The following is a 22556-nucleotide window of genomic DNA, read 5'->3' on the forward strand; positions in this document are numbered from 1 at the left end:
CCGTACTGCGCGTGGGGACCAACGCTTGTCAAGCTTGTTCATGAGTCGGCCGATACCTGTTTCCTGGGGAACGCTCGGGAGCCCATGGCTTCGACGCAATGGCAAAGGATCCTTCTCGGGGCGGGCCTTTGCCGAGGCCGACGGCTGCGGCTGCGGCTGCGGCTGCTTTCAAACGCAGAGTGTCTGGCGTCGCGTGGTGGTACCGCGTGTGGACGCGCCGCGTGTGGCAGTGGCTTTCTGCGCAGACTTGGCGGTGGCGACGCGATCATAGGCCTGCGTGTCGCTCTCGTCGGTGATCCACTCCACGCTGTTCCACCATGAGGTCCGAAGGGCGTCGTTGACGCGCCCCAAGACGTCCTGGGGACGGTTGACCCGCTCGCCTCTGTCATCGAGGTACTGCCACATGGATCTGAACAACCGGGCAGGACCGGTGAATTCCGAGACGTCACGCAACAGCGCCGACAGCTCGCGATCCCCGGCTTTCGTGCTGATCTGCCGGATCGCCAGATCGAGGACATGATTTCCGGGCGGGGCGATGAGCAACTGGTTGCCGAAGTCGCCTTGACGCGCACAGACGTCCAGCGCCAACGCCATCGCCTGTCCGGAAGAACAACGGAGCGGGTCGATCCCTCCCGCGACGAGTTTCTTCGACACCATCGCGCGATCACGCAGCAGTGGTCCGGGGACCGGCAGATCGTGGACGGACATCGAGGGCGCCTGAGCCGGCAGGGCGACGTCTCCGCCGCCCAGGTCCACGTCGAGGTAGACGCCGCCTTCTCGCAGGAGGATCGAATACCGGGCGATATCGGAGGCCGCGTTGAACTTGCGTGACTGCTCCCGGGTTCCGTCCCAGACCGCTTGGACGCGGGGATCGATTGTCTGCCGAATGTCGGCGAACTCCACGCCCATCTGGGCAAGGAAGGATCCCCGGCTCATAGGCCACGGGGTGTCCGAATCTGTCCACACCTTCATTCGCCATCCAGCATCCTGGGCGACCCTTGCCCAGGTCAGGAGGTTCTGGACAGCGTGCGCCGAGGGGGGATTGCCGATCCATACGAAGTGCAATGTCTTCGGTATGCCTACGGCCTCGTCGCGCGCGCCCTTCGCCGCCGCCGTCGATTCGGCCGGCGTATCCGACACCGCGAAGGTCGTAGCCATCGCTCCGGGAAATATCATATCCGGCACCATTCTGTCTCAGCGGGCTTTGAGGACTGCTGCCACCACCGGCCCGGCGGTGTCCGCGCCGTGTCCGCCGGACTGGACCACCGCACCTGCCGCGAGATCGTCGGCGAAAGCCGCGAACCAGCTGTTGGGAGTCTGCTGCCCGTCCACTTCCGCGGTCCCGGTCTTCGCCCCCTTGTCCCCACCGACACCGGCCATCGCCGCAGCACCCGTGCCCGACGTCGCAGTGACCCGCATCAAGTCCCGCAACTGGCCCCCCACACGATCCGACAACCGCCCCGTCGCGGTAGCCAGATCACGGTCATCCAACCCACGCGGCACGATCACCGGCTGTTTGAAGCTGCCGCTCTTCGCAGTCGCCGCGACCGAAGCAATGTTGAGCGCGTTCATCTGGACCGTGCCCTGACCGATGTACTGAGCCGCCGCGTCACTGCCGCTCGCCGCCGGCACACTCCCATCGGCAGTCGCCACACCCGCCCGCCAGTTCAGACCGATACCGAACGTGTCACGCGCGAACCTCGCCAGTGCCGCGTCATCACCCACCTCGTCGATCTTCTTCACGAACGCGGTGTTGCACGACCTCGCGAAACTCTGCGTAAACGTGCCATCAGGAATCTCAAAGCCGTCCTGATTACGGAAAGTCCGGCCCATATAGACCGCTTCCTTGGGACACTCCGCCCCGCGATCGGCGGCCACCAATCCCTTGTCCAGCAACAACGCCGCCGTCACGATCTTCATCGTCGAACCCGGCGCCTGCTTACCGAGCAACGCCGCATTGAAACCATCCTTACGGTTGTTCGCGACCGCACGAATCTCACCCGTACTCGGCTTGATCGCCACGACCGACGCCTCGCTGTAACGCTTCACCGCCGCCTCGGCAGCAGCCTGAACACGCGCATCCAGCGTGGTCTTCAGCTCAGTCAACTCACCCTCGGAAACAGTCACGAGCGTCTTGTCGGGCGTCCCACCCCCTGAACTCGCCACCAGCTCGACCCCCGGTTTGGCGCCGGTCTTCCCCCCGTATCTCTGACGCAGCTCATCAAGAACCGGCCCCAACGACGGAAACTCCTCCCTCGTCAGCTCACGCCCGTTGCGGTCGACCGCCTTGATCGACGCCGTCACGGCAGGCCCCGTCCTCAGCTGACCACTCTTACCGAGCTGCGGATGAATCACCGACCGCTTCCAGTCCACAAGCGGCCGACCCGTCGTCTTCCCCCGCACCACCGTCAGCTCAGAGCGATACGTCCACGACTTACGCAGCCCCTCATACGACACCACCCCACTGACCGTGAACGGCACCCTCACACCAACCGTCCGCCCCTGCGTCACCTTCACACCCGACACATGCGCACGCGTACGAAACGCCGCAATGACAGGCTCCGCGTCCGCCGCATTGTTCGTCAGCCGCGCCGCCACCGAAGACCGACCCCCCGCCCACGCCGCCAGAAAGCCATCCGCAGTCGCACGAACCTCCTCCGCACTCGGCACCCCAGACCCAACATCATCCGCACCACCAACACCCAGCACGCTGTACGCGCCGTACCCCACACCCGCGACGACTACGGCGAAAACGCCACCAACGACAGCGACCTTCACACCCCCGTGAACACCTCGCCGAGCACGCCGTCGAGTCGGCGGGCCTATGACGGAAACACGACTCATCCGGGATACTCCTCAACGTGTGGGCCTGAACAACCGAACGAATCACCTCAGCCACACGGTCCGGCCTTGGAAAACGGCACGGCATGGCATGGCCCGCCGGCACTGACAACCGTCCAGTTCAATCACCAAGTCTGCGGCCCGCAACGGAAGAACGGATCACGGAAACCCCGTGAATCCCCACCGATTTCCTCGTCCATCATTCGTCAACGTGCATGGCGCCGAAGGACGGCTGACAAATGAGTCACGGCTACAACGTCATCTCCCGTATAGGAGTACCTATACGGGAGATGACTCAAGAGCGGGACCGATTCCCTTTCTCCAGGTCGTACCGCGTCCACGCCAACTACTTGGTGTTGCGGGCCAGTTCGAGGGCGTAGCGTGGGTGCCAGTCTCCGGCTTTGGGTCCGCCTTTGCAGTCGCCGTCTGATTCTCCCGGCGGTTTGATCCAGAGGTAGGCGGTGACGAGGGGGTCGCCGGTTTTGGTGGTGGGTGGTTCGCCGAGTGCGCGGCCTGGGGGGTTGCACCAGTTTTCTTTGGGGTCGCCTTGGGTGTAGGGGCCGTTGCCGTTGCGGCTGGTGTCGATGACGAAGGGTTTGTTTCCGACTTTCGCGGAGAGTTTCCTGCCGAAGTCCTTGCTGGCCGCGGTGGTCTGGAAGTTGGAGACGTTGACGGCGAAGCCGTCGGCTTGGGCGATGCCTGCCCACTGGAGTGGTTCGAACAGGGAGTCCGGGTGTGACCAGCCGGCGTTGCCCGCGTCGAGGTACACCTGGGTGGCGGGTTGCTTCTTGAGGCGGGCGATGGCGCCCTTCAGCAGGTCGTAGCGCTCTTCGTGGTACTGGTCCGGGGTGCAGCCGTCCACGAGGTGCAGCAGTGCGTCGGGTTCCAGGATCACCGTGGCGCGCCGGTCGCCGATGCCTTGGCGACCTTGTCGACCCATGTGCGGTAGGCGTTCCCGTCGGCGGCGCCGCCCTTGGAGTACTGGCCGCAGTCGCGGTGCGGGATGTTGTAGAGCACCAGCAGGGCGTCACGGTCGGCCTTCTGCGCCGCTTCCGTAAGCCCCTTGGCCTCCGCCTCGGGCTTGTCGGGGCCGATCCACTCGCCCACCGGCTGCCCGGCGATCTTCTGGATCAGCGCGGCCTTCTTCTGGTCGCCGCCTTCGCGGTACGCGGCGACCTGCCGCGCCGCCTTGCCGTCGGGATTGACCCAGAACGGGTCCGTGCCCTTGGGCTGCTGGGCAACCGGCGGCCGGTCGTCCCCACCATCGTCGGAGGACGAACACCCCGACAGCAGCAGCGCGACTCCCACGACGGCCGCCCCCCAGCGGACCCGCCCGGCGAAACTGCCGTACATCCACTCCCCCTTGGTGCATGGTGCATAGTGGCCAGACCACACATCCGGCGCCATCAGCCGGCGGTCCTGTTCAAGCCGACGATCTGCAGGATGCCGAAGACAGAGACCGCGAAACCGAAGGCGCAGGTGTACAAGGCCCCGAGATAGGTCAGCGGGACGGATCCCGCCAACAGCAGCGCCAGGCATCCCACGGCCCGGACGCTGCTCACGGCCACGGCGGTGAGCACGAACCGCTCGGCAACCTTCTGCCGGGTCGCCGCGTACCACAAGGCGGCCGAATAGGCTGCGAGGAAGCCGCCCTGCGCCCAGTGCAGCCAGGCCGGCAACCCCAGCATCCCGTCCAGGGTCCGCGCCCACAGCAGACTCCCCAAGGCCATCGCTCCGGATACCGATCCGTCCAGGGTCAGAGCAAACCGCAGCAGAAGCGCCTTCTCATGCGCGGTGCCGGTGGCACCCCTTCGCGTTCCGGGCATGTCACGCTTGTCCGCCTGCACCTATGGCCTTTCGCGTCTGTCCGCGCAGCCATATACGCCTGCAGCATTGCGGCGGACATATCGGTTACTTCGGACCTGAGCCGGACCCGGCAGCGGAAACAATCACCTCGGCAACCCGCTCCGCCTGGGAGAGCAGCACCGCGTGGCTCGCGTGCACCGAGGTGGTGATGGCGCCGATACGCTCGGCCATCCACCGCTGGGCCTCGGGCAGTAGGGCCCGGTCGTCCTCGGCCACCACGTACCAGGACGGGATGGTGGCCCAGGCCGGCTCGCCCGAGCGCGCCTCGAAGCATTCCGGCGCAGCCGGCTTCTGCACACTGCCCAGCACCGCCGCGCGGGAGGGATGCAGATCCGCGGCGAACACGGCACCGTACTGGTCGGGATCGACCCAGAGCCGGCCCTGTCCGTCCTGGCGCAGCGCCTCGCCGACCGCGGACGGGTAGCGGGTGAGGATGTCGTTGCCGCTCTCGCCCTTGTCCGGGGCGAACGCGGCCACATAGACCAGAGCGGAGACGTTCGGCGCGTCCTCGGCCGCGTTGGTGATGACCGCACCGCCGTAGGACCACCCGGCCAGCACCACCTGCCCGGGCAGCCGGTGCACCAGCTGGCGGACCAGGGTGACGTCATCCTGCACCGACGTCAACGGCAGCTGCACCGCGTGCACCCGGTGCCCGGAGGACTGGAGCCGGGGGATCACCTCGCTCCAGCTCGAACCGTCCGCCCACAGCCCGTGAACCAGCACAATATCCGTCACGCTCATCCAATCCCTGAACTCGTCGCGGCCCGGCCGACCACCCAGGCCGGCCGGTGCGGACTTTCCGGAAACCAAGACTGGCCAACGGAGACACCCCGGCGGATCACGGCAACACCGTGAACATCTCCCGTGATCCGTGCCGTCAGCGGCTGCGCGGTCGGCCCTCGCGGGCTTCGGGACGTGGCTGCGGGACACACAGGGCGTGACCGCGGCAGGCAGGCCGTTCAGCAGAGGGTCCGGCCCGGCGCCGTTGATCGTTCCGGGAACGACACACGCCCGATACGCGTCGCGTCGTGTGACGGCCCGGCCGGACGGGCCGTCAACACGAAGACGCACCCTTCGTGCCCTCGTTTCTTAGCGGCACGTTAGATCTGGCGGCCCGGTCTTGCCTGGGCGGGGTGGTCCTTCCGATCCTCAAGGCCACGTCACTGCCTCTCCTACCAGGGACTTGTCCAAGGGAGCCGTTATGCCATCGTCAGCTGTCCTGTCGCAGACGCCACCGGGCGACGAGCGCGCGAAGCGCCGCCTGGCTCTGGTCGGCGGGTCGCTCGGCAACCTCGTCGAGTGGTACGACTGGTTCGTCTACGCCACCTTCTCGATCTATTTCGCCGACTCGTTCTTCCCCGGCAGCAATCCGACGACGCAGCTGATGAACACCGCCGGGATCTTCGCCGTCGGATTCCTGATGCGTCCGGTCGGCGGCTGGATCCTCGGACGTGCCGCGGACCGGCACGGACGCAAGAGCGCCCTCACGCTGACCGTCGCGATGATGTCGTTGGCTGCCCTGCTGATCGCCGTGGCCCCGACCTACGGCCAGGCAGGCTATGCCGGCGCGCTGGTGCTGGTGGTGGCGCGGCTGCTGCAGGGGATGAGTATCGGCGGTGAGTACGCGGCGAGCGCCACGTATCTGACCGAGGCCTCGGCCCCCGGTCGGCGGGGCCTCGGGTCGTCGATGCAGTACGTGTCGATGACGTGTGGCCAGCTGCTGGGTCTGGGCGCTCTCATCACGCTGCAGCACACCCTGACCACCGCCCAGCTGGAGAGCTGGGGCTGGCGGGTCCCGTTCGTGCTGGGGGCCTTGTTCGCGGTGGTGGTGTTCTGGCTGCGGCGTCGTCTCCAGGAGACCGAGGCGTTCACCGAGGAATCCTCCGGCAGCGGCCAGGACGACCAGGGCCGCGGAACGCTGAAGGTGCTGTGGCAGCACCGCCGTCAGGCCGGGCTGGTCATGGCGCTCACGCTGGGCGGCACGGTCGCCTATTACACCTACACCACCTACCTGACCAAGTACCTGATCGGCAGTGCCGGCATGGAGAAGACCACGGCGACCCTGGTCAGCTTCACCTCTCTGACCGTCTTCGCCGTGCTGCAGCCCTTCGCGGGGGCGCTGTCGGACCGGATCGGCCGCCGTCCACTGCTGATCACGTTCGCGGTCGGCTGCACCGTGGGCACCTATCCCCTGATGACCGCGCTGCGGTCGGCGTCGTCGTTCTGGCCGGCTCTCGGGCTGTCGCTGATCGCGCTGGTGATCGTCACCGGGTACACATCGATCAACGCGGCGGTGAAGGCGGAGCTGTTCCCCACCCGGGTCCGCGCCCTGGGCGTGGCGCTGCCGTACGCGATCGCCAATGCGCTCTTCGGCGGCACCGCGGAGTATGTGGCCCTGTGGTTCAAGGACGGCGGCCACGAGACGATGTTCTTCTGGTACGTGTCCGGCTGCGCCCTGATCTCCCTGGTCACCTACATTCTCATGCCGGACACCCGCAATGCAGCCCTCAGCAAGGCCGAGATGGACCGGACCGGGGAGGCGGCGGACACCGCGGCACCCGCGGCGGTGCGCTGAGCGGCATCAGCCCCCCAGGGGGGTGACGGGGGGCGGTGCAGCCGTATGCGTCACAGACAGGTATTTTCCCCCTTCCGTACACGGGTGGCGCGGGGTATGCAGAAGGCACCGCCCCGGATGGCAGAAGAGAGGGGGAGGCCGGCATGCATGCGCTTCTGGTCGAGGACGACGACCGTATGGCCCACGCCCTGGGCACCGCCCTCGCCCAGCGGGGACACACCGTCCGCCGGGTCAGCCGCGCCCTCGACGCCCTGCAGCACGCACGGCAGGCCCAGTTCGTCCTGCTCGACCTGGGCCTGCCGGATCTCGACGGGATCGAGCTCCTGCGCCGGATGCGGACCATCTGCTCCGCTCCCCTCATCGTGGTCACCGCCCGCTGCGAGGAGCGCAGCATCGTCCAGGGCCTGCGGGCCGGTGCCGACGACTACGTGGTCAAGCCGTTCCGGATGAGCGAGCTGATGGCCCGCATCGACGCCGTACGCCGCCGCACCGCCCCCGTGTCCGGTGTGCACCCGTCCACCGCTGGGCGGGTGCACACCGGTGACGTCGACATCGACACGGTCAGCCGCACCGTCACCGTGGCGGGAGCCGAGGTACGGCTCACCCGCCGGGAGTTCGACGTGCTGGCCCACCTGGCCGCACGGCCCGGCGAGGTGCACTCCCGCGAGGTGATCCTCGATCGCCTCTGGGGGGACGTGCTGCTGGCCGCTTCCCGCTCCCTGGACGTGCATGTGGCGGGCATCAGGGCCAAGACGGGGAGGCCCCAGCTGATCCGCACCGTTCGCGGATTCGGCTACCAGCTCGGCACCGCGAGCCTGGACGGCTCGCAGTGAGGCGACGACTACTCGCCGTCCTGATGGTCCTCATGGCAGCGGCGGTACTCCTGCTGTCCGTTCCTCTGGCCGAGGCATACGCCAGGGGCCGGACCGAGCATCTGCTGCTGCAGCGGCGCTCCGACGCGAGCCGCTTCGCCGACCTGGCCGACCGGGCCCGCAGCGCTGCCGACCGGCGGGAGCTGTCCGCCGAGATCAGCCGTTACGCAGCCCTCTACGGTGCTCAGGTGCTGATCGTGGACACGAGGGGGCACACCGTCGCGCACGCCGGGACGGGCGCAAAGCCGGTGGCGGCTTCCATCGGGAAGGCCGCTTCCCTCGAGGCGGAAGCCGCAGGCCAGGCCCTGACCGGCCGGCCCACCGCGACGCTGCCGACGATCCGGCCGTGGGGACCGCCCCTCGTCGTGCTGGCCGAACCGGTAGGACGGGACGAGCGAGTCAGCGGGGCGGTCCTGCTCACGGTCCCCACCACCGCCGCGCGGCAGGACATCACGGTCCGCTGGACGCTCATCAGCGCCGGCGCCTTCACCGCATTCACCACGGCCGCCCTCGTCGCCGCCGGGGTCACCCGCTGGCTGATGCGCCCCGTACGCGACCTGGACCAGGCCGTGGAATCACTGGCCGCAGGACATCTGAAAGCGCGAGCCGGCGCGGAGACCGGACCGCCGGAACTACGTCGCCTCAGACAGCACTTCAACCACATGGCCGAAGCGGTCACCGACTCCCTCGACCGCCAGCGGGCCTTCGTCGCCGACGCCTCCCACCAACTGCGCAACCCGCTGGCCACCCTGGTGCTCCAGCTGGAGAACATCGAACCCCACCTCCACCCGGGGCCCGGCCGGGCCGAGCACTCCCGCGCCCTTGACGAAGCCGAACGCCTGGGAGACCTCCTCGACGGTCTGCTCACACTGGCCCGGGTGGAGCGGGCCGCCCCTCCCCTGACCCACCAGGACGTCTCGGTGGTGGTACGTGAACGGATGGCCGCCTGGGAGCCGGTGCTGCGTACCAAGGGCCTGGACCTGGAAGGCGACGTCGTCGACCACCTGCACGCCGGCGCACTGCCCGACGCCGCGGGCCGGATCCTGGACGCCCTGCTCGACAACGCCGCCAAATTCGTGCCGTCCGGCGGCCGCATCGTGATCCATGCATACGGTGACGGCGAAAGTGTGATCGTGCGGGTCGCCGACAACGGCCCCGGCCCACCCGAGGACCAGTTGCCCACCCTGCTGCGGCGTTTCGTCCGCGGCACCGAGCACCAGAACATTCCCGGCAGCGGACTGGGACTGGCCATCGCCGACGAGATCGCACGCCTCAGCGGAGGCCGGCTCACCGTCGGCCTCAACGCACCGCACGGACTGACCGTGGAACTGCGTCTGCCCGCCGCGCAGACGCCCGCGTAGCCGCTGCCGACGGGCAGCGCTCCTCCCCCTCAGCCGTACACGGACCGGTAGTACGCGACCGCGCCCGGATGAAGCGGCACGCCCTGCGTGAAGATCGCGAACCGGGGCTCCAGCCGCGCTCCCGCCGTCACCCCCCGCAATACGGTGCGCCACCGGTCGAACACCACCTGCAGCAGGTCACGCACCACGTCCTGCGGCACATCCGGCCGTGCCGTCAGATAGTTGCCGACACCGATGGAACCCACCGGCTCCCGCAGCCCGTACACCCCGGCAGGCAGTGTGACCGCCGTGTACACGGAGCCGTACTGCTCACGCAGCGCGGCCACCAGGCCGTCCAGCGGCAGAAGCCGCAACGGCATACTCCGCGCGAGCTCCGACAGTGCAGGCGTCGGCACACCTCCCGACCACAGGAGCGCGTCGATCGTGCCGGCGCGCAGGGCCTGAACCGACTCGGTGAGGTCGAGCCGGAGCTCGCGCACCGACTTCCCGCCCGTCAGCCCAGCCGCCCGCAGCAGCCGCCCCGCCAGCACCTGCACCCCAGACCCGGCCCCACCTGCGGCCACCCTCCGCCCGGCGAGCCCGGCGAGCGACCGCACCGGACCGTGCGCCGGAACCACCAGATGCGTGTAGTTCACATAGACCCGGGCGAGTGCCGTCACGGCAACCGGGCGGGAGAACTCTCCCCGTCCGTGTGCTGCGTCCTCGGCCACATCGGCCATCGACAACGCCAGCTCCACCGACCCGTCCCCGAGCCGGGACAGATTGTCCACACTCGCCGACGTGCCCACGGCGACGACGTCCAGCCCGCGGCCGCTCCCCGTGGCGGCCTCGGACAGCGCCTTGCCGAAGGCGCGGTACGGCCCGCCCTGCGGCCCGGTCGCCAACCGCAGCCGCCGCACGGGCCCGGGATCCTCGGAGCATCCGGCCAGAGCGGCCGCGGCCCCGCCAAGCCCCCACGCCAGCACGTCCCGGCGGCACAGACGGAACGGCTCCTGCCCGGCCCGGGCGGCCAGTGCCCGCGCGCCGGAAGAGCGAGGCTGCTTCCCGCCCGCCTCGCAGCTTCCCCAAGCGGGCACATCTGCGCTGGTCACAGCCGTAGTGTAACGACTCGCTTCCGAGCACCCCCGCGGTCCTGAGCGGCCGCCCGCCATCAGCCGCGGGGGCTGAGCGTCGCAGGCGTACTCAGGGCGCAGCGAAGAAGGCGCTCATGCCGTCGACGTCCGACAGGTAGCTGTCGATGGCGGTGATCCGACCGTGACGCGTGGTCAGCACGGTGGCGAGGTGTTCGTCGAGCTTGCGTCCGTCGGGGGCGGTCGCCGTGTTGCGAAGTGAGAGGGCGGCGCCGTGTGCGCCGACGAGCACGTGCAGCAACTCGGTGTTCAGTCCCTGGCCCGCGATGTGCCGGGCTCGGTGCACGACCGCGTCCGCACCGTGGAGGGTGCCCGAGATGGTGCCGTTCCCGGGCATGGTCCAGGTGATGTCGTCGGCCAGAACACCGCGGAGCATGTCCCAGTCCCGGGCCTTGAATGCGGCGAGGAAGCGTTCGGCGATGGCGGGTTCGGCACTGTTCATGGACACGGGTCCCTCGTCTCGACGGCTGTGGTGATTTCACATCGAGCGTATGTGGTCAGCCACGGCAGCACACGCTGTCAGCCTGGTGCTCTCACTACCCCGCAGTGGCGAACGCGGCGAAGGAACAGCACAACACGCGACCGGTTCGCTCCCGCATGCGCCGGACGACAGCTCGTCAAGTGGGTTGGATTTGCCTTCATCTGGCGCTGAGGACCGTCACGGGCCCAAGGGAGGGTTGGTCGCCCTTCTCCCGGCTCAGCCGGTTGCTCTTAGGTCCATCCACCAGGGGCTTCAGCGCGCTGTGTGGCCTCCGACGGCCGGACCAGCGGAGTGGTTGGACATTTTTCTGACACGATCCACATATTTGTTCTCTAGCGTTCCCCACCATGACTCGCGTGACGAAGAGTTTCCCTGTTTTCCCTCGCATACGTTCCCGACTCGGCGCCGCCGGGCTCGCGCTCGCCGCTGCTGTCGCCCTGATGACGGTCAGCCCTGCCGGACAGGCCGAGGCCGCCGACACGATCGGCGTCGTCGAGTACAACCTGGGTGACACCGCATTCACCGACGCGCCGGAGTGGGAGGGCTCGGCCGAGATCCGGGCTGTGATCCACTACCCGCGCACGATCAACCGCAAGCTGCCCGTGATCGTGCTGCTGCACGGTCAGCAACTCTCCTGCCACTCCGCCGACGAAAAGGACTGGGAGAGCTGGCCGTGCCCGGGCGGCGTCGCCCCCTACCCCAGCAACCGGGGCTACGACTACCTCGCCAACGCGCTGGCCCGGGACGGCTTCGTGGTGGTGTCGCCAAGCGCGAACGGCATCAACCATTACATGGGCGTTGCCCCGCAGCGCGCCCGCCTGGTCAACCGGCACCTGGAGCTGCTGAAGCAGTTCACCACGACCGGTGGCGGACCGCTCGCCGGTCACTTCACCGACGCGCGGACCGGTCGACCGACGACCGTCGACCTGAAGAACCGTCTCGATCTGAGTCGCGTCGGAACGATGGGCCATTCCGTGGGCGGGGAAGGCGTCATGTACCAGGCTGCCGATGCCAACCGAAAGGAGCTGCCGGCCGGCGTACGGATCCGCGGCGTGCTCTCACTCGCGTCACCCGGACCGAGTGGCTTCTACGACACGCTGGTGACGAAGACACCCCTCGCGGTGATCTCCGCCGGATGCTGGAAGCTGGGTGGCGAGAAGTACTTCGAGGACGCCCGCAAACACTCGGGGACAAAGGGCTTTCGGCTGCGCGTGGTGAAGGGGAACCACAACTACTACAACACCGAGTGGACCGTTGGGCCGGGACCGGCAGACGGTGACGACACCACATGCCCGAACACGGCCGGCCGGCCGAGCGCGAAGCAGCAACAGGGCCTTGCGGTCACCTATCTGCGCGCGTTCTACGCCTACACGCTGAAGAACGACCAGTCTGCCCTTCCGGTTCTGACTGGCGCCAAGAAGTTCCAGGGCATCGATACGGAAGCGAAGAGTTTCTAGTCCTGTGACCGGATAGGTTCACCGGCTCGTTGACCACCGGGGGAAGAAGAGCCGGCTTGTAGACCGTTACAGCAATACCGCCGACACGCACGACGGCCCTCGGGTTGTTGTCCGGGGTGTTGCGAAGCAGTGCCGGCCCGCGAGGATCTCGCGGGCCGGCTGCGGTGGACGTGTGCGAGCGGCTCCAGGGCCGTTCGACCGTTTCCGTTGGGGAATCGCGGACCGATCAGGCCGCCATGCCGTCCTGGGGGGTGTCGGGGATCCACGAGCCGTGGACGCCGGCGGTCACCCGTCGGGGCAGGTGGACGGTGGCGACCTGGTTCAGGCCAGAGGCGTCCAGGACCAGCAGCCGTGAAGCGTCCTGCTTGAGGTCGGAGACGACGGTCAGGAGGTAGCCGTCGTCCTCGCTGGTGGCCCCGTCCGCCGGGACGAACACCGCCTCGCTGGGCAGACGGGCGTCACCGACCTGATGGATACGCCGGGCGCCGGTGGTGCGGTCGTACTTGACGACACCGTAACCGCCGAAACCCTTCTCGTCGGGGAAGGAGATGGCGTACTGGTAGCGGTTCTCGGCACCCAGATAGTCCTCGTTGAGCGTCGGGAACTCCACCGCGAGATCATCGATGATCTGCTCGTCCACGCAGCCGGCAGCCATGTCGATGACCCAGCGGCGGGTGTAGGAGCGGGTGTTGGGCTCGGTACCGCGCCCGGGGGCGCCGACCCACCAGTTCCACGAGAGGCGGAAGCCTTCACGGTCCACGGTGGGGCCTTCCAGGACGATGCGGCCCTGGCCGTCCTCGTAGGCGTTGGACACGTGCAGCATGTTGCCCGGCTCGATGGAGAACCAGCGGACCTGGCCCGCACCGTCCTCCCCTCGCGGCATGACACCGATACGGGCGGGCTGTTCATCGCTCCAGCCGTAGGGGATGCCGGAGTGCTCGGTCGGGTCGAACGTGACATTGCCCTCGATGAAGACCACGTGGCGGCGGGTGAGAGCGAAGTCGTGCTTGAGGGAAGCGGACGCGTCCGGGACCTCGGCACTGTGGACGATCTCGCCCTTGGCATCGGCGACGTAGTACGTCAGGAACGGCGGGAACGGCGAGGAGCTGAAGAAGTGCAGCTCCCCCGTCACCGGGTCCTCCTTGGGATGCGCGGTCATCGCGTTGCGCATCTTGCCGCCGAAGTCGTACGCGCCGACCGTCTCCAGCTCAGGAGTGAGCTCGAAGGGAAGATTCGCCTCACACAGAGCCAGCAGACGCCCCGCGTGCTCGATGATGTGGGTGCCGGCGACGCTGGCCGTCAGGTCCGGACCCCTCTCGGTCATGTACGGGGCACCCTCGAGTGCCGGGGTGTGCACCCAGCGGTTGCGGTACCACTCCGCCCGCCCCTCACGCAGCCGGATCCCGTGCACCATCCCACTGCCCTTGAACCAGTGCGTCGGAGTGACACCAGGCTTCGGATTGTGGCCATTGCGAAGCAGTCGACCGGTCAGCTCCGGAGGCAGCGTGCCCTCCACCGTGAGCTCGGTTGCCGTGATCTCATCCGCGACAGGGGTGTAGTGACCGGTCAGGTACGGCTTGTCGGCAGTCATTACAGAAAACTCCTTCGGTAGATGTGACGGTAGATCAGGCAGCCTTTTCGGCATGGTTCTTGAGTTGGGTGAGCCAGCTCTCCAGTGAGTCGTGGAGGGCCGTGCCGAGCTGGTCGGTCGCGGCGTCGACCGGGGCACCGCTCCAGGACTCCTCGGTGCTGACGGTGACTTGGTCACCGTTCTGCTCGAAGGTCCAAACGTGGATCCCGATGATGCCGTCGACCGTGCCACCCCACACGATCCGCTCGCCGGGGACGAGTTCGTCCACGGTGGAGGTGATCTCAAGGCCATGGGTCCGCCAGCTGAAGGAGCTGCCGGGCACCAGCGGCCCGTCGAGCTCGGTCCGGTCGATGTCCGTGTTCCAGGCGGGCCAGGCCGCGACGTCGGTGTGCAGGTCCCACACTGTCGTGAGCGGGGCGTCGATCACGGTGCTCAGGCGGACGATGACAGGGGCGGTCTCGTCGATGGTGCCCATTGTTGTGTTCCCTCTCATGAAGGCGTTGTAGGTGGTGCGGCTGATTCGGTTCAGCCGGATCAGGAGGCTTGGGACGTTTGCAGGTCTGCAGTGGAGCGGATGGAGGTGGTTTTCGGGCCGGCGGAGCGGGCGAGGAAGAGCGCGAGGAGCGCGGTGGCACCCATGACCGCGGCGGACACCGTGAAGGCGGTGCGGTAGCCGGCGGTGAGCGCTTCCAGGTGCGGCTGGTGGGCTGCGGCGTGTGTGGTGACGGAACCGGCCAGGGTCGCAAGGGCGGCGAGGCCGATGGCGCCTCCGACCTGGCGGGTGGTGTTCACCAGGCCGCCGGCCAGACCCGCGTCCTGCGGCGGGACGCCGTCCACGGCGAGTGCGGTGAGTTGGACGAAGGCGGAACTCAGGCCGAGGCCGATCAGGATGCTCGGGCCGAGGACGTGGCCGAGGAAGCTTCCGTCGGTGCTGATGCGTGACAACCACAGCATGCCGGCGGCGGTGGTGAACAGGGCCGTGGTCACGGTGGCGGTGGCGCCGATACGCCGGGCGAGACGCGGTGCCACCGAGGCGCCGAGCATATTGGCCGCCGCCAGCGGAAGCTGACTGACTCCGGTGGCCAACGGGCCCATTCCGAGGACTTGTTGCTGGTAGAGGGGCAGGAAGAAGAACAGGGCGATCCACACGGAACCCAGCAGCGCCATCAGCACGTTGCCCGCCGCGACCCGGCCGGTGGTGAACAGCCTCGGTGGCATCAGCGCGTTGGGCCGGCGACGCTCGATCACGACGAAGGCTCCGAGCAGTACGACGGCTCCCAAGAGGGCGCCGAGTACCCCGGCATCCGTCCATCCGGTGCCGCGCGCGGTGGTCAGTCCCCACACCAGGCAGGTCAGAGCGAGGGTGACGGTAACGGTGCCCAGCAGGTCGAACCGCCCGGCATCGCGGCCGCTCGCACGTGGCACGAGAGCCACCACGGCCACGAGGACCAGCACCGTCCCGATCGCGACGGAGTGGAAGATCCAGGGCCAGCCCCACGCCTGGGTGAGAACACCGCCCAGCAGGACGCCGCCCGCTCCTCCCGCGCCGGAGACCGCACCCCACACCCCGAGCGCTCTGCCGCGCCCGGGACCGGACGGGAACAGGCCCATCGCCAGGGCGAGCGCGGCCGGGGCTATGGCGGCGGCGCCGAGGCCCTGGGCGGCGCGGGCGGCGATCAGGACGTTCGAGGAGACGGCCAGTCCGGCTGCCAGCGAGGACACCGCGAACAGCGAGAGTCCGGCGATCAGCACCCGGCGGCGACCGAGCAGGTCGGCCGCCCGCCCGCCGGTCAGCAGCAGCGCGCCGAACGCCAGGCCGTAGGAGTTGACCACCCAGGTGGTTCCGCCGTCCGAGAGCCCGACGCCGGCACGGATCTGCGGCAGCGCCACGTTCACTATCGAGGTGGCGAGCATGACGGTGAACTGGGCCGCGGCAAGCGCCGCGAGGACAACTCCCGGCCGGGGGGCGGGCGACGCCATGTCCGTCCGCGTGCGGTGGAGGTTCATGGCGCACAGCCTCATGCGGGGCGGTGTCCACTATCCAGGCCCCACGGGGGCGAGGGCTGTCCAGTCCTGTCCGCACCTGTCCACCCGGACCGGCCGGAGCCGCCGTCGCGGTGTTACCGCGGGCCGTGCACCTCCTGCTGCCACAGGGCCTCGCACAGCAGGTCCAGGCCCTGACGCAGGTGGCGGCGGTAGGTGCCGTACGGAAGGCCGAGGCGGCGGGCGGCGGCTTCCTGGGTGGGCGCACCTGAGAAGTGGCCCGCGTTCAGGGCATCGCGGGCCCGCACCCCGCGCGGGTCCTGGGCGAGAGCGTCGACGGTCTGGCGCAGCAGGGTACGCAACTCATCGACGGGGTCACCGAAGTCGGCCGCGAGACGGGCGCGCATCAGGGCACAGGCGGCAAAGGCGTCGGCATCGCGCCAATGCGTCAGCGCTTCACGCACCGCCTGGTCGAACGCGGTGCGCGAGATGGGCGACGGCCCGGCCTCGGCAGGCACGTCGTTCGCCGACAGGAAACGGCGAAGCCAGGACTCGAAGGGAACCTGTCGCCAGTCGACGCAGAACAGTCCGTAGCCATGCTCACCGACTCGCGGTCGCGCACCCGTGTCGGTGAGCGTGCCCCGGACGCGCTCGGCCCAGGTCTCGGCGTCCTGGAACACGGCGAACCCGTAGGCCCGGCCACGGGCACGGACCGACTCCGCATGGGCCCGGGAACTGCTCAGGTCGATGACCCGGGAAGGGACCTGGTACCGCCCGGGGTAGACCGAGAAGCGGCTGATGCCGATGTGTTCGCCGGGGCTCACCGGCGCGGTGGCGTTGGTGTGCTCCCATGCTGCGGCGACGATGGGATCGGTGGCCAGGTCCTCGGGGTCGGGAGGGGCCTGCAGAGCGAGCCGGGCCGTGAACGCCACGATCCGGCCCGTGCTCACGAGCCGGTAGACGCTGAAGGCCTGCGGCTGGCGCTGCGCCCAGTAGCGGACCAGTTCCGCGGAGGCCGCCCCCTCGGTCTCCTCTGCCATGCGCAGCACGACATCGATGTCGTCCGGGTGCAGAGGACGGTCGTGCACCTCGTCTTCGCGGGACCAGGTGCGTAGCCGAGCGAGGGTCTTTCCTTCGCGGTACAGATAGAAGAGTTCGTCGGTGACGGTCCACATCCGCTCCTCGGGTGCCTCGCGCAGTAGGCGGAGGTACTCCTCCGACAGGCGCTGGCGCATCGTCTCGAAGGCGTTGGGTGCTCGCCAGCGCAGGTCGGCGGCCAGTGTCTCGCGTGCCGCGTCGTGCGGGTGCAGCCCCCGGTGCGTGGACTCCATGAAGGGCAGGTCCCTCAGCCAGGAGAAGAGCAGATGGGTGTCCTCATCGGGCAGCACCGCGGTGAGCAGTTCCTCGGACGTCGAGTGGGCCTGTGCCGCCACCTCGAGGGCGCGGCGGTGGGCCGCCGTGGGCACCTCACCGATCAGCCCCGCGAGCAGGGTCCGAAGGACGTCCGCCGAAGGGGCCCAGATCTCCTCCCTACTGCAGCCCGTCGATCCCGCCGCGGCGGCGAGGGACAGGGCGAGCGGATTGCCTCCGGCGAAGCCGAGTACCCGGTCCCGTAGTTCGGGCCGGATCCGCGCCGCGACCAGCAGGCTCCTGGCCTGTTCGTCGGAGAACGGTTCCAGTTCGGTCACATGCAGGAGCCCCGACCAGGCGGGGTCGGCGGACCACTGCGGCTGCGGCGCCCGCCGGCCGGCCAGGACGACCAGGGTGTCGTCCGCGGCGCGGGGCAGGAAGTGGTGCCACAGCCAGCTCTCCAGCCACTGGCAGTGCTCGAACGAGTCCACGAACAGGACCGTGCCGGGAACGTCCAGGAACGGACCGGCCGCGTGCTCGAAGTCGGCCGGGTCCCGGCTGACGAACCTGCCGTCGAGCTCGACGAGCAGCCGACCCGCCGCACGGGCCTGGTCCGCCAGGCACCGCAGCAGCGTCGACTTCCCTATGCCGCCAGGACCGAACACGTAGAACGCGAAAGGCGCCTGCGGATCACCGGCCAACGCCTCCCCGAAGCGCCCGAGCTCCTCGTCGCGGCCGATGAAGGCCCGCACTCTCGCACTGCTCAGTCTCTCCCCTACAGACGCCATGGCGTCTCCCCTGCCCCTTGTTCCAGCACCGGACGGTTGTGCCCGGCGACTCCCACCGGGCCTCGCTGTGGCAGACACCGGCGCGAGACACGTGTGGCAATGGTCCAGCCCCCTCGTACGCTGCCCCGCTCCGTCCCGGATCGAGGCCGTGCACCCGCACCAGTGTGAAGTGTTGTTGCATCCGGTACCTACGGCCATTCGCCTGGATAGGTTCACCGGCTCGCGGCGCACTGCACGGCACTCCCCCGGCTTCCGCTGGGAGGTAACCCCACGGCCGCCGGCCTGCCCTGTGGAGGCCGGCGGCGAGGGACGAACGTCAGCCCTGGCCGGTGCCGCCTTCGTGAGCGCCTTCGTGGACGGGGGTGAAGTCCAGCGACAGGGAGACGGGGCCACGGGTGTACAGGCCCGCCTCCCGGTAGCGGAAGCCGGGGCTGTAACGGACCCGGTCGAGCAGAGGGAAGAGCATCGCGGCGACGGTCTCGAGCTCGGTGCGTGCGAAGGCCGCACCGACACACTGGTGGAGTCCGGTACCGAAGGACAGGTGCTGGGCGGCGGCGGTGAAGGAACGGGCGGTGCCCAGGTCCGGGCGGTGGATGTCGAAGGTGTCCGGGGCGGTGAAGGCGTCGGGGTCGCGGTTGGCCGCGCCGATCATGCAGAAAACGATGGCGCCTGCCGGGACCCTGGTGCCGGCGAACACGGCGTTCTCGTGCGTCTGACGAGGGATGAGCTGGACCGGCGGGGTGTAGCGCAGGGTCTCCGCGATCGCGGCGGGCAGCAGGCTCGGGTCCTGGCGCACCTGCGCCATCTGCTCGGGGTGGTCGATCAGGTGCTTGAAGAGCAGGGCGAGAGTCTTGTCCGCGGGCTCGGTGGCTGCGGCCAGAACATTGATGATCAGTGCGGTGACATCGCGGTTGCTCATGGCGATGCCGTCGAACTCGGCGGTGCACAGCTTCGATATCAGGTCCTCGCCCGGGTGGCTGCGCCGCTGCTCGATGATGGGGACGAGGTAGGCCTCCAACTGCTCGGCGCAGTCAAGGCAGTGCTGCCGGCGTTCGGGGGTAAGGGTGATGGCGGTGATGAACTCGGCGACCCCGCTGTGCCAGGCGGCCACCTGCTGCCAGTCCTTTCTGTCCAGGCCGAGGACATCCAGCGCCACATACACGGCGAGCGGTTTGCCGAAGTCGTTGACGAGATCCACCCTGCCCTGGGGGAGGAACGGCGCCATCAGCTCGGCGGCATTGGTGTGGATGGCTCTTATCTGGTCCTGCAGGGCCTGCCCGGTGAAGCTCCGGACAACGATCTTCCGCTTGGCGGTGTGCTCGGCCCCGGTCATCTGGGCCAGCACTCGCCCGCGCATCACCGGCTCGGCGCGCGCCTGCAGCATCTCGGTGGTGAACGCCTCATGGTCGGTCAGTACCCGCTTCACATCCTGATAGCGGGAGATGAAGTAGCTGTCGATCGCCGGCTCGTAGTGCACCGGAGCCTGCTCCCTCAGCTGTGGGAAACAGCGGTAGGGGGCAGCGGCGAAGTCCTCGGACAGGATGCTGAAGTTGTCCATGGGCATGGCTGGGACCTCTCAAGGCATGGGGAAAGAGCAAGGGCGGGGGCAGGGCGGAACGGAGCGTCCGCGCCTCGGCGAAAATGCGGCAGTCCTGATCGGAACCAGTCGCCTGGGAGAACCGGTCGGCGACGATCTGCTCGCGGGTTCAGAGGCTGCCTGCGGGCAAGGATCGACTCGGCGACGTCCGGGAACGCCGGTACCGCAGGGAACAGGGGCAGCTCGGGCGGTAACTAGGGCCTGTGCGAGCAGCCGAGAGGTACGGCCGGAAGCGCCCGTAATCCGGACTGGGCGGCGCACGTCACGCCGTGTGACACGCCTCGTTGGCATCCCATGTCCGACTGTCCTCTCAGAACCATGGTCAACATTGTGACAGCGGCAGTGTGTACCGGGCGTAGGTGGTGGGAGGCACCAGCCTCCGAGACCCGTTGGGACCTCCCGGCGGCGCGAAGTGTCAACGCCGCCCCGCACAGGAAGCGTCTCCGGGTCGACCGCTCCGTCACACCTTCCGCAAGGAAGACCTGACGGGGTCCATCATGCCGTGCGGATCCGATGAACCATGCCGGAGGGAGCCTCCGTAGTCACCGGAGAGCCGGCGTAACGCGCCCGGCTTTCTAGCGTCCGGCGGCCGCGGCACCCCAGCGGACGTGCGGGCGATGCGAGACCGGAGCGATTCGCTCCAGACAACGAGGAAACCCCATATGTTGCATGCCATGGAGGGCTCCGCCGAGAAGCGGATTGCCGTCACAGTCCACGCGCCGGACCCGATCTCACTGACGGGCTTAACAACCCAGCTCGCCCAGTACCGGGAGGTGTCGCTCGTCGAGGACCGAGAGGAGCACCGCGGAGCCGTGGTCGTCTTCGTCGCCGAGACGATAGAAGAGTCGACGATCACGACGTTGCGCCGTCTCGTCCGGATCGACGAGGCACGGGTCGTGCTCGTGGCGAGCCTGATCCGCGAGGCCGACCTGCTCGATATCGTCGGATGCGGCGTCGGAACCATCCTCTGGCGGCGAGATGCCACCCCTCACCGGTTATTCCGGGCCGTCGTCGCGGCCTCGCGGCACGAGGGGGATCTGCCGCCCGATCTGCTCTCCCGGCTGCTCAGCCAGGTCGGGCAGTTACAGCGCAGCGTCGGTGACGGGCAGCCCGGCACGCTGGCGGGACTGGCGCCACGCGAGGTGGCCGTCATCCGTCTGATCGCCGAGGGACTGGACACCGGGGAGATCGCCGACAAACTCTCGTATTCCGAACGCACGGTCAAGAACGTGCTGCACGGGATGACCACCCGGCTCCATCTGCGCAACCGTGCCCACGCCGTTGCGTATGCGATGCGCGAGGGACACATCTGACGCGAGCTGTCGCCGTGCCTCCGGCTCCCCGGAGCCTGAGGCACGGCGGGTGCGGACCGGGGCGCGGCGCCGCGACATCCGGTCTCAGCTGCGGATCCGGGTACGTACCGGCAGGTGGGTCCAGCCGGCGACGAAATTCGATGCAAGCCGCCGGGGGAGCCCTGCGGGCTCGAACTCCTCCACAAGCGACAGGACTTCCTCGAAGAAGACCCGCAGGGTGAGACGGGCTACGGTGGCGCCCAGGCAATAGTGGTGGCCGAGTCCGAAGGCCAGATGACGGTTGTCGGTCCGTTCGATGTCAAAACGGTACGGCTCGGAGAACACCCTCTCGTCCCGGTTCGCCGAGCCGACCCAGACGGCCACCGCGTCGCCCTTGCGCACCCGGCCTCCGCTCAGTTCGACATCCCGTACCGCGTGCCTCAGAAAGCTGCCGGCCGAGCTGGCCCAGCGCAGCCCTTCCTCGACCAGGCCCGGGATCAGCCGGGGGTTGTCGGCGGCGGCGCGGTACTGGTCCGGGTTCTCCATCAGGGCGAGGACGGTCCCGGCTGCGGTGTGCGGGGTGGTGGCGTTGGCCCCGAGGAGCACGCTGTAGCAGTTGACCACGACCTCCTCGCGGCTGAGCGGGGACTCCCCCGCGGTCATGGTCATGAGATGCCTGATGACGTCCTCACCCGGAGTGCCGGAGCGCGTGCGGACCTCCCGGGCGAAGTATTCGAAGAGCCCGTGATGGCCCGTGAGCAACGCTTCCCTGCCGTGCAGCGGGGCCCAGCACGGGTCTTCGGGCGCGGCCGCCATACCGGTCAGGCGCACGAGCCGCGGCCAGTCCTGCTCCGGTATGTCCATGAGGGCGCCGGCGGCCGCCATGGGCAGTGTCATCACCTGCTGGGCGAGGTCCCAGACGGCTCCTTCCCGGGCAGGGGTGAGCGCCGTACGCACCGCGTGCCGGATCCGTTCCTCGGTCCGGGCGACGGCTCCCTTCGCGAACAGGCGGTTCAGGGGGCGCCGCAGTTCGTCGTGGCGCGGTGGATCGGTGGCGACCAGCATCCTGCCGGCCGCCGCGTCCCCCTGTCCGAGCTGGGCGAGGAGACTACCCCGCTCGGAGGTGAAGTCGCGGTGGTCGCCGAGCACTCGGCAGGCGTCCTGGTAGCGGGTGACGGACCGGAACGACCGCCCGTCGGGCAGCACCTGGCGGTGCAGTGGGGCGCGGGCGCGCAGGGCGGCCCAGACCAGGTGCGGATCGCCGGTCGCGTGGAAGGCCGGATCGAAGAGGTCCAGTTGGTCCAGATCGACGTGTTCGAGGTCCGCGGTCGCCGGCGCTGCGGTGGTGGTCACGGGGGCATCGCTCCTTTCC

The 22556-nt window shown here is 68.7% G+C and carries 19 protein-coding genes; 5 read left to right on the forward strand and 14 right to left on the reverse strand.

What is annotated here, in order from left to right; genetic code table 11:
* Positions 1-168: 168 nt before the first annotated feature.
* The 6 genes from ACTWOL_RS01070 to ACTWOL_RS01095 all read right to left on the reverse strand — a co-directional run bounded on the left by ACTWOL_RS01070 (position 169) and on the right by ACTWOL_RS01095 (position 5442).
* Positions 169-1158, reverse strand: coding sequence for a glycosyltransferase (locus ACTWOL_RS01070; RefSeq protein WP_474293298.1), 990 nt, complete (start codon positions 1156-1158; stop codon positions 169-171).
* A gap of 36 nt (positions 1159-1194) precedes the next feature.
* Entirely contained in the window at positions 1195-2778 is a 1584-nt protein-coding gene (locus ACTWOL_RS01075) for a penicillin-binding transpeptidase domain-containing protein (RefSeq protein ID WP_474293300.1), read from the reverse strand.
* Between the two features lie 409 nt (positions 2779-3187).
* Positions 3188-3781 carry a glycoside hydrolase family 6 protein gene (locus tag ACTWOL_RS01080; protein WP_474293302.1) on the reverse strand — a complete coding sequence of 198 codons (594 nt, stop codon included), beginning with the start codon at positions 3779-3781 and terminating at the stop codon, positions 3188-3190.
* On the reverse strand, positions 3733-4194 hold the full coding sequence (locus tag ACTWOL_RS01085) for a glycoside hydrolase family 6 protein (protein ID WP_474293304.1): 462 nt from the start codon (positions 4192-4194) through the stop codon (positions 3733-3735). The genes ACTWOL_RS01080 and ACTWOL_RS01085 overlap by 49 nt, the downstream gene beginning before the upstream one ends.
* Before the next feature lie 53 nt (positions 4195-4247).
* Positions 4248-4667 carry a hypothetical protein gene (locus ACTWOL_RS01090; RefSeq protein WP_474293306.1) on the reverse strand — a complete coding sequence of 140 codons (420 nt, stop codon included), beginning with the start codon at positions 4665-4667 and terminating at the stop codon, positions 4248-4250.
* A gap of 85 nt (positions 4668-4752) precedes the next feature.
* The gene (locus ACTWOL_RS01095; protein ID WP_474293308.1) at positions 4753-5442 is read right to left on the reverse strand and encodes an alpha/beta fold hydrolase; all 690 of its coding nucleotides are present in this window, start codon (positions 5440-5442) and stop codon (positions 4753-4755) included.
* 466 nt (positions 5443-5908) lie between these two features.
* On the opposite strand from ACTWOL_RS01095, the gene ACTWOL_RS01100 reads away from it, so the two are divergent.
* From ACTWOL_RS01100 to ACTWOL_RS01110, 3 genes are all read left to right on the forward strand, one after another.
* On the forward strand, positions 5909-7282 hold the full coding sequence (locus ACTWOL_RS01100) for an MFS transporter (protein WP_474293310.1): 1374 nt from the start codon (positions 5909-5911) through the stop codon (positions 7280-7282).
* Positions 7283-7425: 143 nt separating this feature from the next.
* Positions 7426-8115: a response regulator transcription factor gene (locus tag ACTWOL_RS01105; RefSeq protein ID WP_474293312.1), complete on the forward strand. Its 690-nt coding sequence runs from the start codon at positions 7426-7428 to the stop codon at positions 8113-8115.
* Positions 8112-9515: a HAMP domain-containing sensor histidine kinase gene (locus ACTWOL_RS01110; RefSeq protein WP_474293314.1), complete on the forward strand. Its 1404-nt coding sequence runs from the start codon at positions 8112-8114 to the stop codon at positions 9513-9515. Before ACTWOL_RS01105 ends, ACTWOL_RS01110 begins: the two co-directional genes overlap by 4 nt.
* A 29-nt stretch (positions 9516-9544) precedes the next feature.
* Here the strand turns inward: ACTWOL_RS01110 and ACTWOL_RS01115 are convergent, their stop codons facing one another.
* Together ACTWOL_RS01115 and ACTWOL_RS01120 are read right to left on the reverse strand one after the other, a co-directional pair.
* Positions 9545-10606 carry a TAXI family TRAP transporter solute-binding subunit gene (locus ACTWOL_RS01115; RefSeq protein ID WP_474293317.1) on the reverse strand — a complete coding sequence of 354 codons (1062 nt, stop codon included), beginning with the start codon at positions 10604-10606 and terminating at the stop codon, positions 9545-9547.
* 91 nt (positions 10607-10697) lie between these two features.
* Positions 10698-11087, reverse strand: coding sequence for a nuclear transport factor 2 family protein (locus ACTWOL_RS01120; protein WP_474293320.1), 390 nt, complete (start codon positions 11085-11087; stop codon positions 10698-10700).
* A 395-nt stretch (positions 11088-11482) separates the two neighbouring features.
* Here ACTWOL_RS01120 and ACTWOL_RS01125 point away from each other — a divergent pair, with 395 nt between their 5' ends.
* Entirely contained in the window at positions 11483-12583 is a 1101-nt protein-coding gene (locus ACTWOL_RS01125) for an alpha/beta hydrolase (protein ID WP_474293322.1), read from the forward strand.
* Positions 12584-12809: 226 nt separating this feature from the next.
* Here ACTWOL_RS01125 and ACTWOL_RS01130 read toward each other — a convergent pair whose 3' ends face one another.
* From ACTWOL_RS01130 to ACTWOL_RS01150, 5 genes are all read right to left on the reverse strand, one after another.
* Positions 12810-14174: a carotenoid oxygenase family protein gene (locus tag ACTWOL_RS01130; protein WP_474293324.1), complete on the reverse strand. Its 1365-nt coding sequence runs from the start codon at positions 14172-14174 to the stop codon at positions 12810-12812.
* A gap of 34 nt (positions 14175-14208) precedes the next feature.
* Positions 14209-14649, reverse strand: coding sequence for an SRPBCC family protein (locus ACTWOL_RS01135; protein ID WP_474293325.1), 441 nt, complete (start codon positions 14647-14649; stop codon positions 14209-14211).
* Positions 14650-14708: 59 nt separating this feature from the next.
* Complete coding sequence (locus tag ACTWOL_RS01140) at positions 14709-16181, reverse strand: MFS transporter (RefSeq protein ID WP_474293328.1); 1473 nt, start codon at positions 16179-16181, stop codon at positions 14709-14711.
* A 113-nt stretch (positions 16182-16294) separates the two neighbouring features.
* Positions 16295-18295: an ATP-binding protein gene (locus ACTWOL_RS01145; RefSeq protein WP_474293331.1), complete on the reverse strand. Its 2001-nt coding sequence runs from the start codon at positions 18293-18295 to the stop codon at positions 16295-16297.
* A gap of 316 nt (positions 18296-18611) precedes the next feature.
* Positions 18612-19859 carry a cytochrome P450, cyclodipeptide synthase-associated gene (locus ACTWOL_RS01150; protein ID WP_474293333.1) on the reverse strand — a complete coding sequence of 416 codons (1248 nt, stop codon included), beginning with the start codon at positions 19857-19859 and terminating at the stop codon, positions 18612-18614.
* A 695-nt stretch (positions 19860-20554) separates the two neighbouring features.
* Between ACTWOL_RS01150 and ACTWOL_RS01155 the strand changes: the two genes are divergently transcribed.
* The gene (locus ACTWOL_RS01155; RefSeq protein ID WP_474293335.1) at positions 20555-21205 is read left to right on the forward strand and encodes a helix-turn-helix transcriptional regulator; all 651 of its coding nucleotides are present in this window, start codon (positions 20555-20557) and stop codon (positions 21203-21205) included.
* An 84-nt stretch (positions 21206-21289) separates the two neighbouring features.
* Here ACTWOL_RS01155 and ACTWOL_RS01160 read toward each other — a convergent pair whose 3' ends face one another.
* Positions 21290-22537: a cytochrome P450 gene (locus ACTWOL_RS01160; RefSeq protein ID WP_474293338.1), complete on the reverse strand. Its 1248-nt coding sequence runs from the start codon at positions 22535-22537 to the stop codon at positions 21290-21292.
* Positions 22538-22556: the final 19 nt, after the last annotated feature.

Source organism: Micromonospora sp. IBHARD003 (assembly GCF_056106285.1).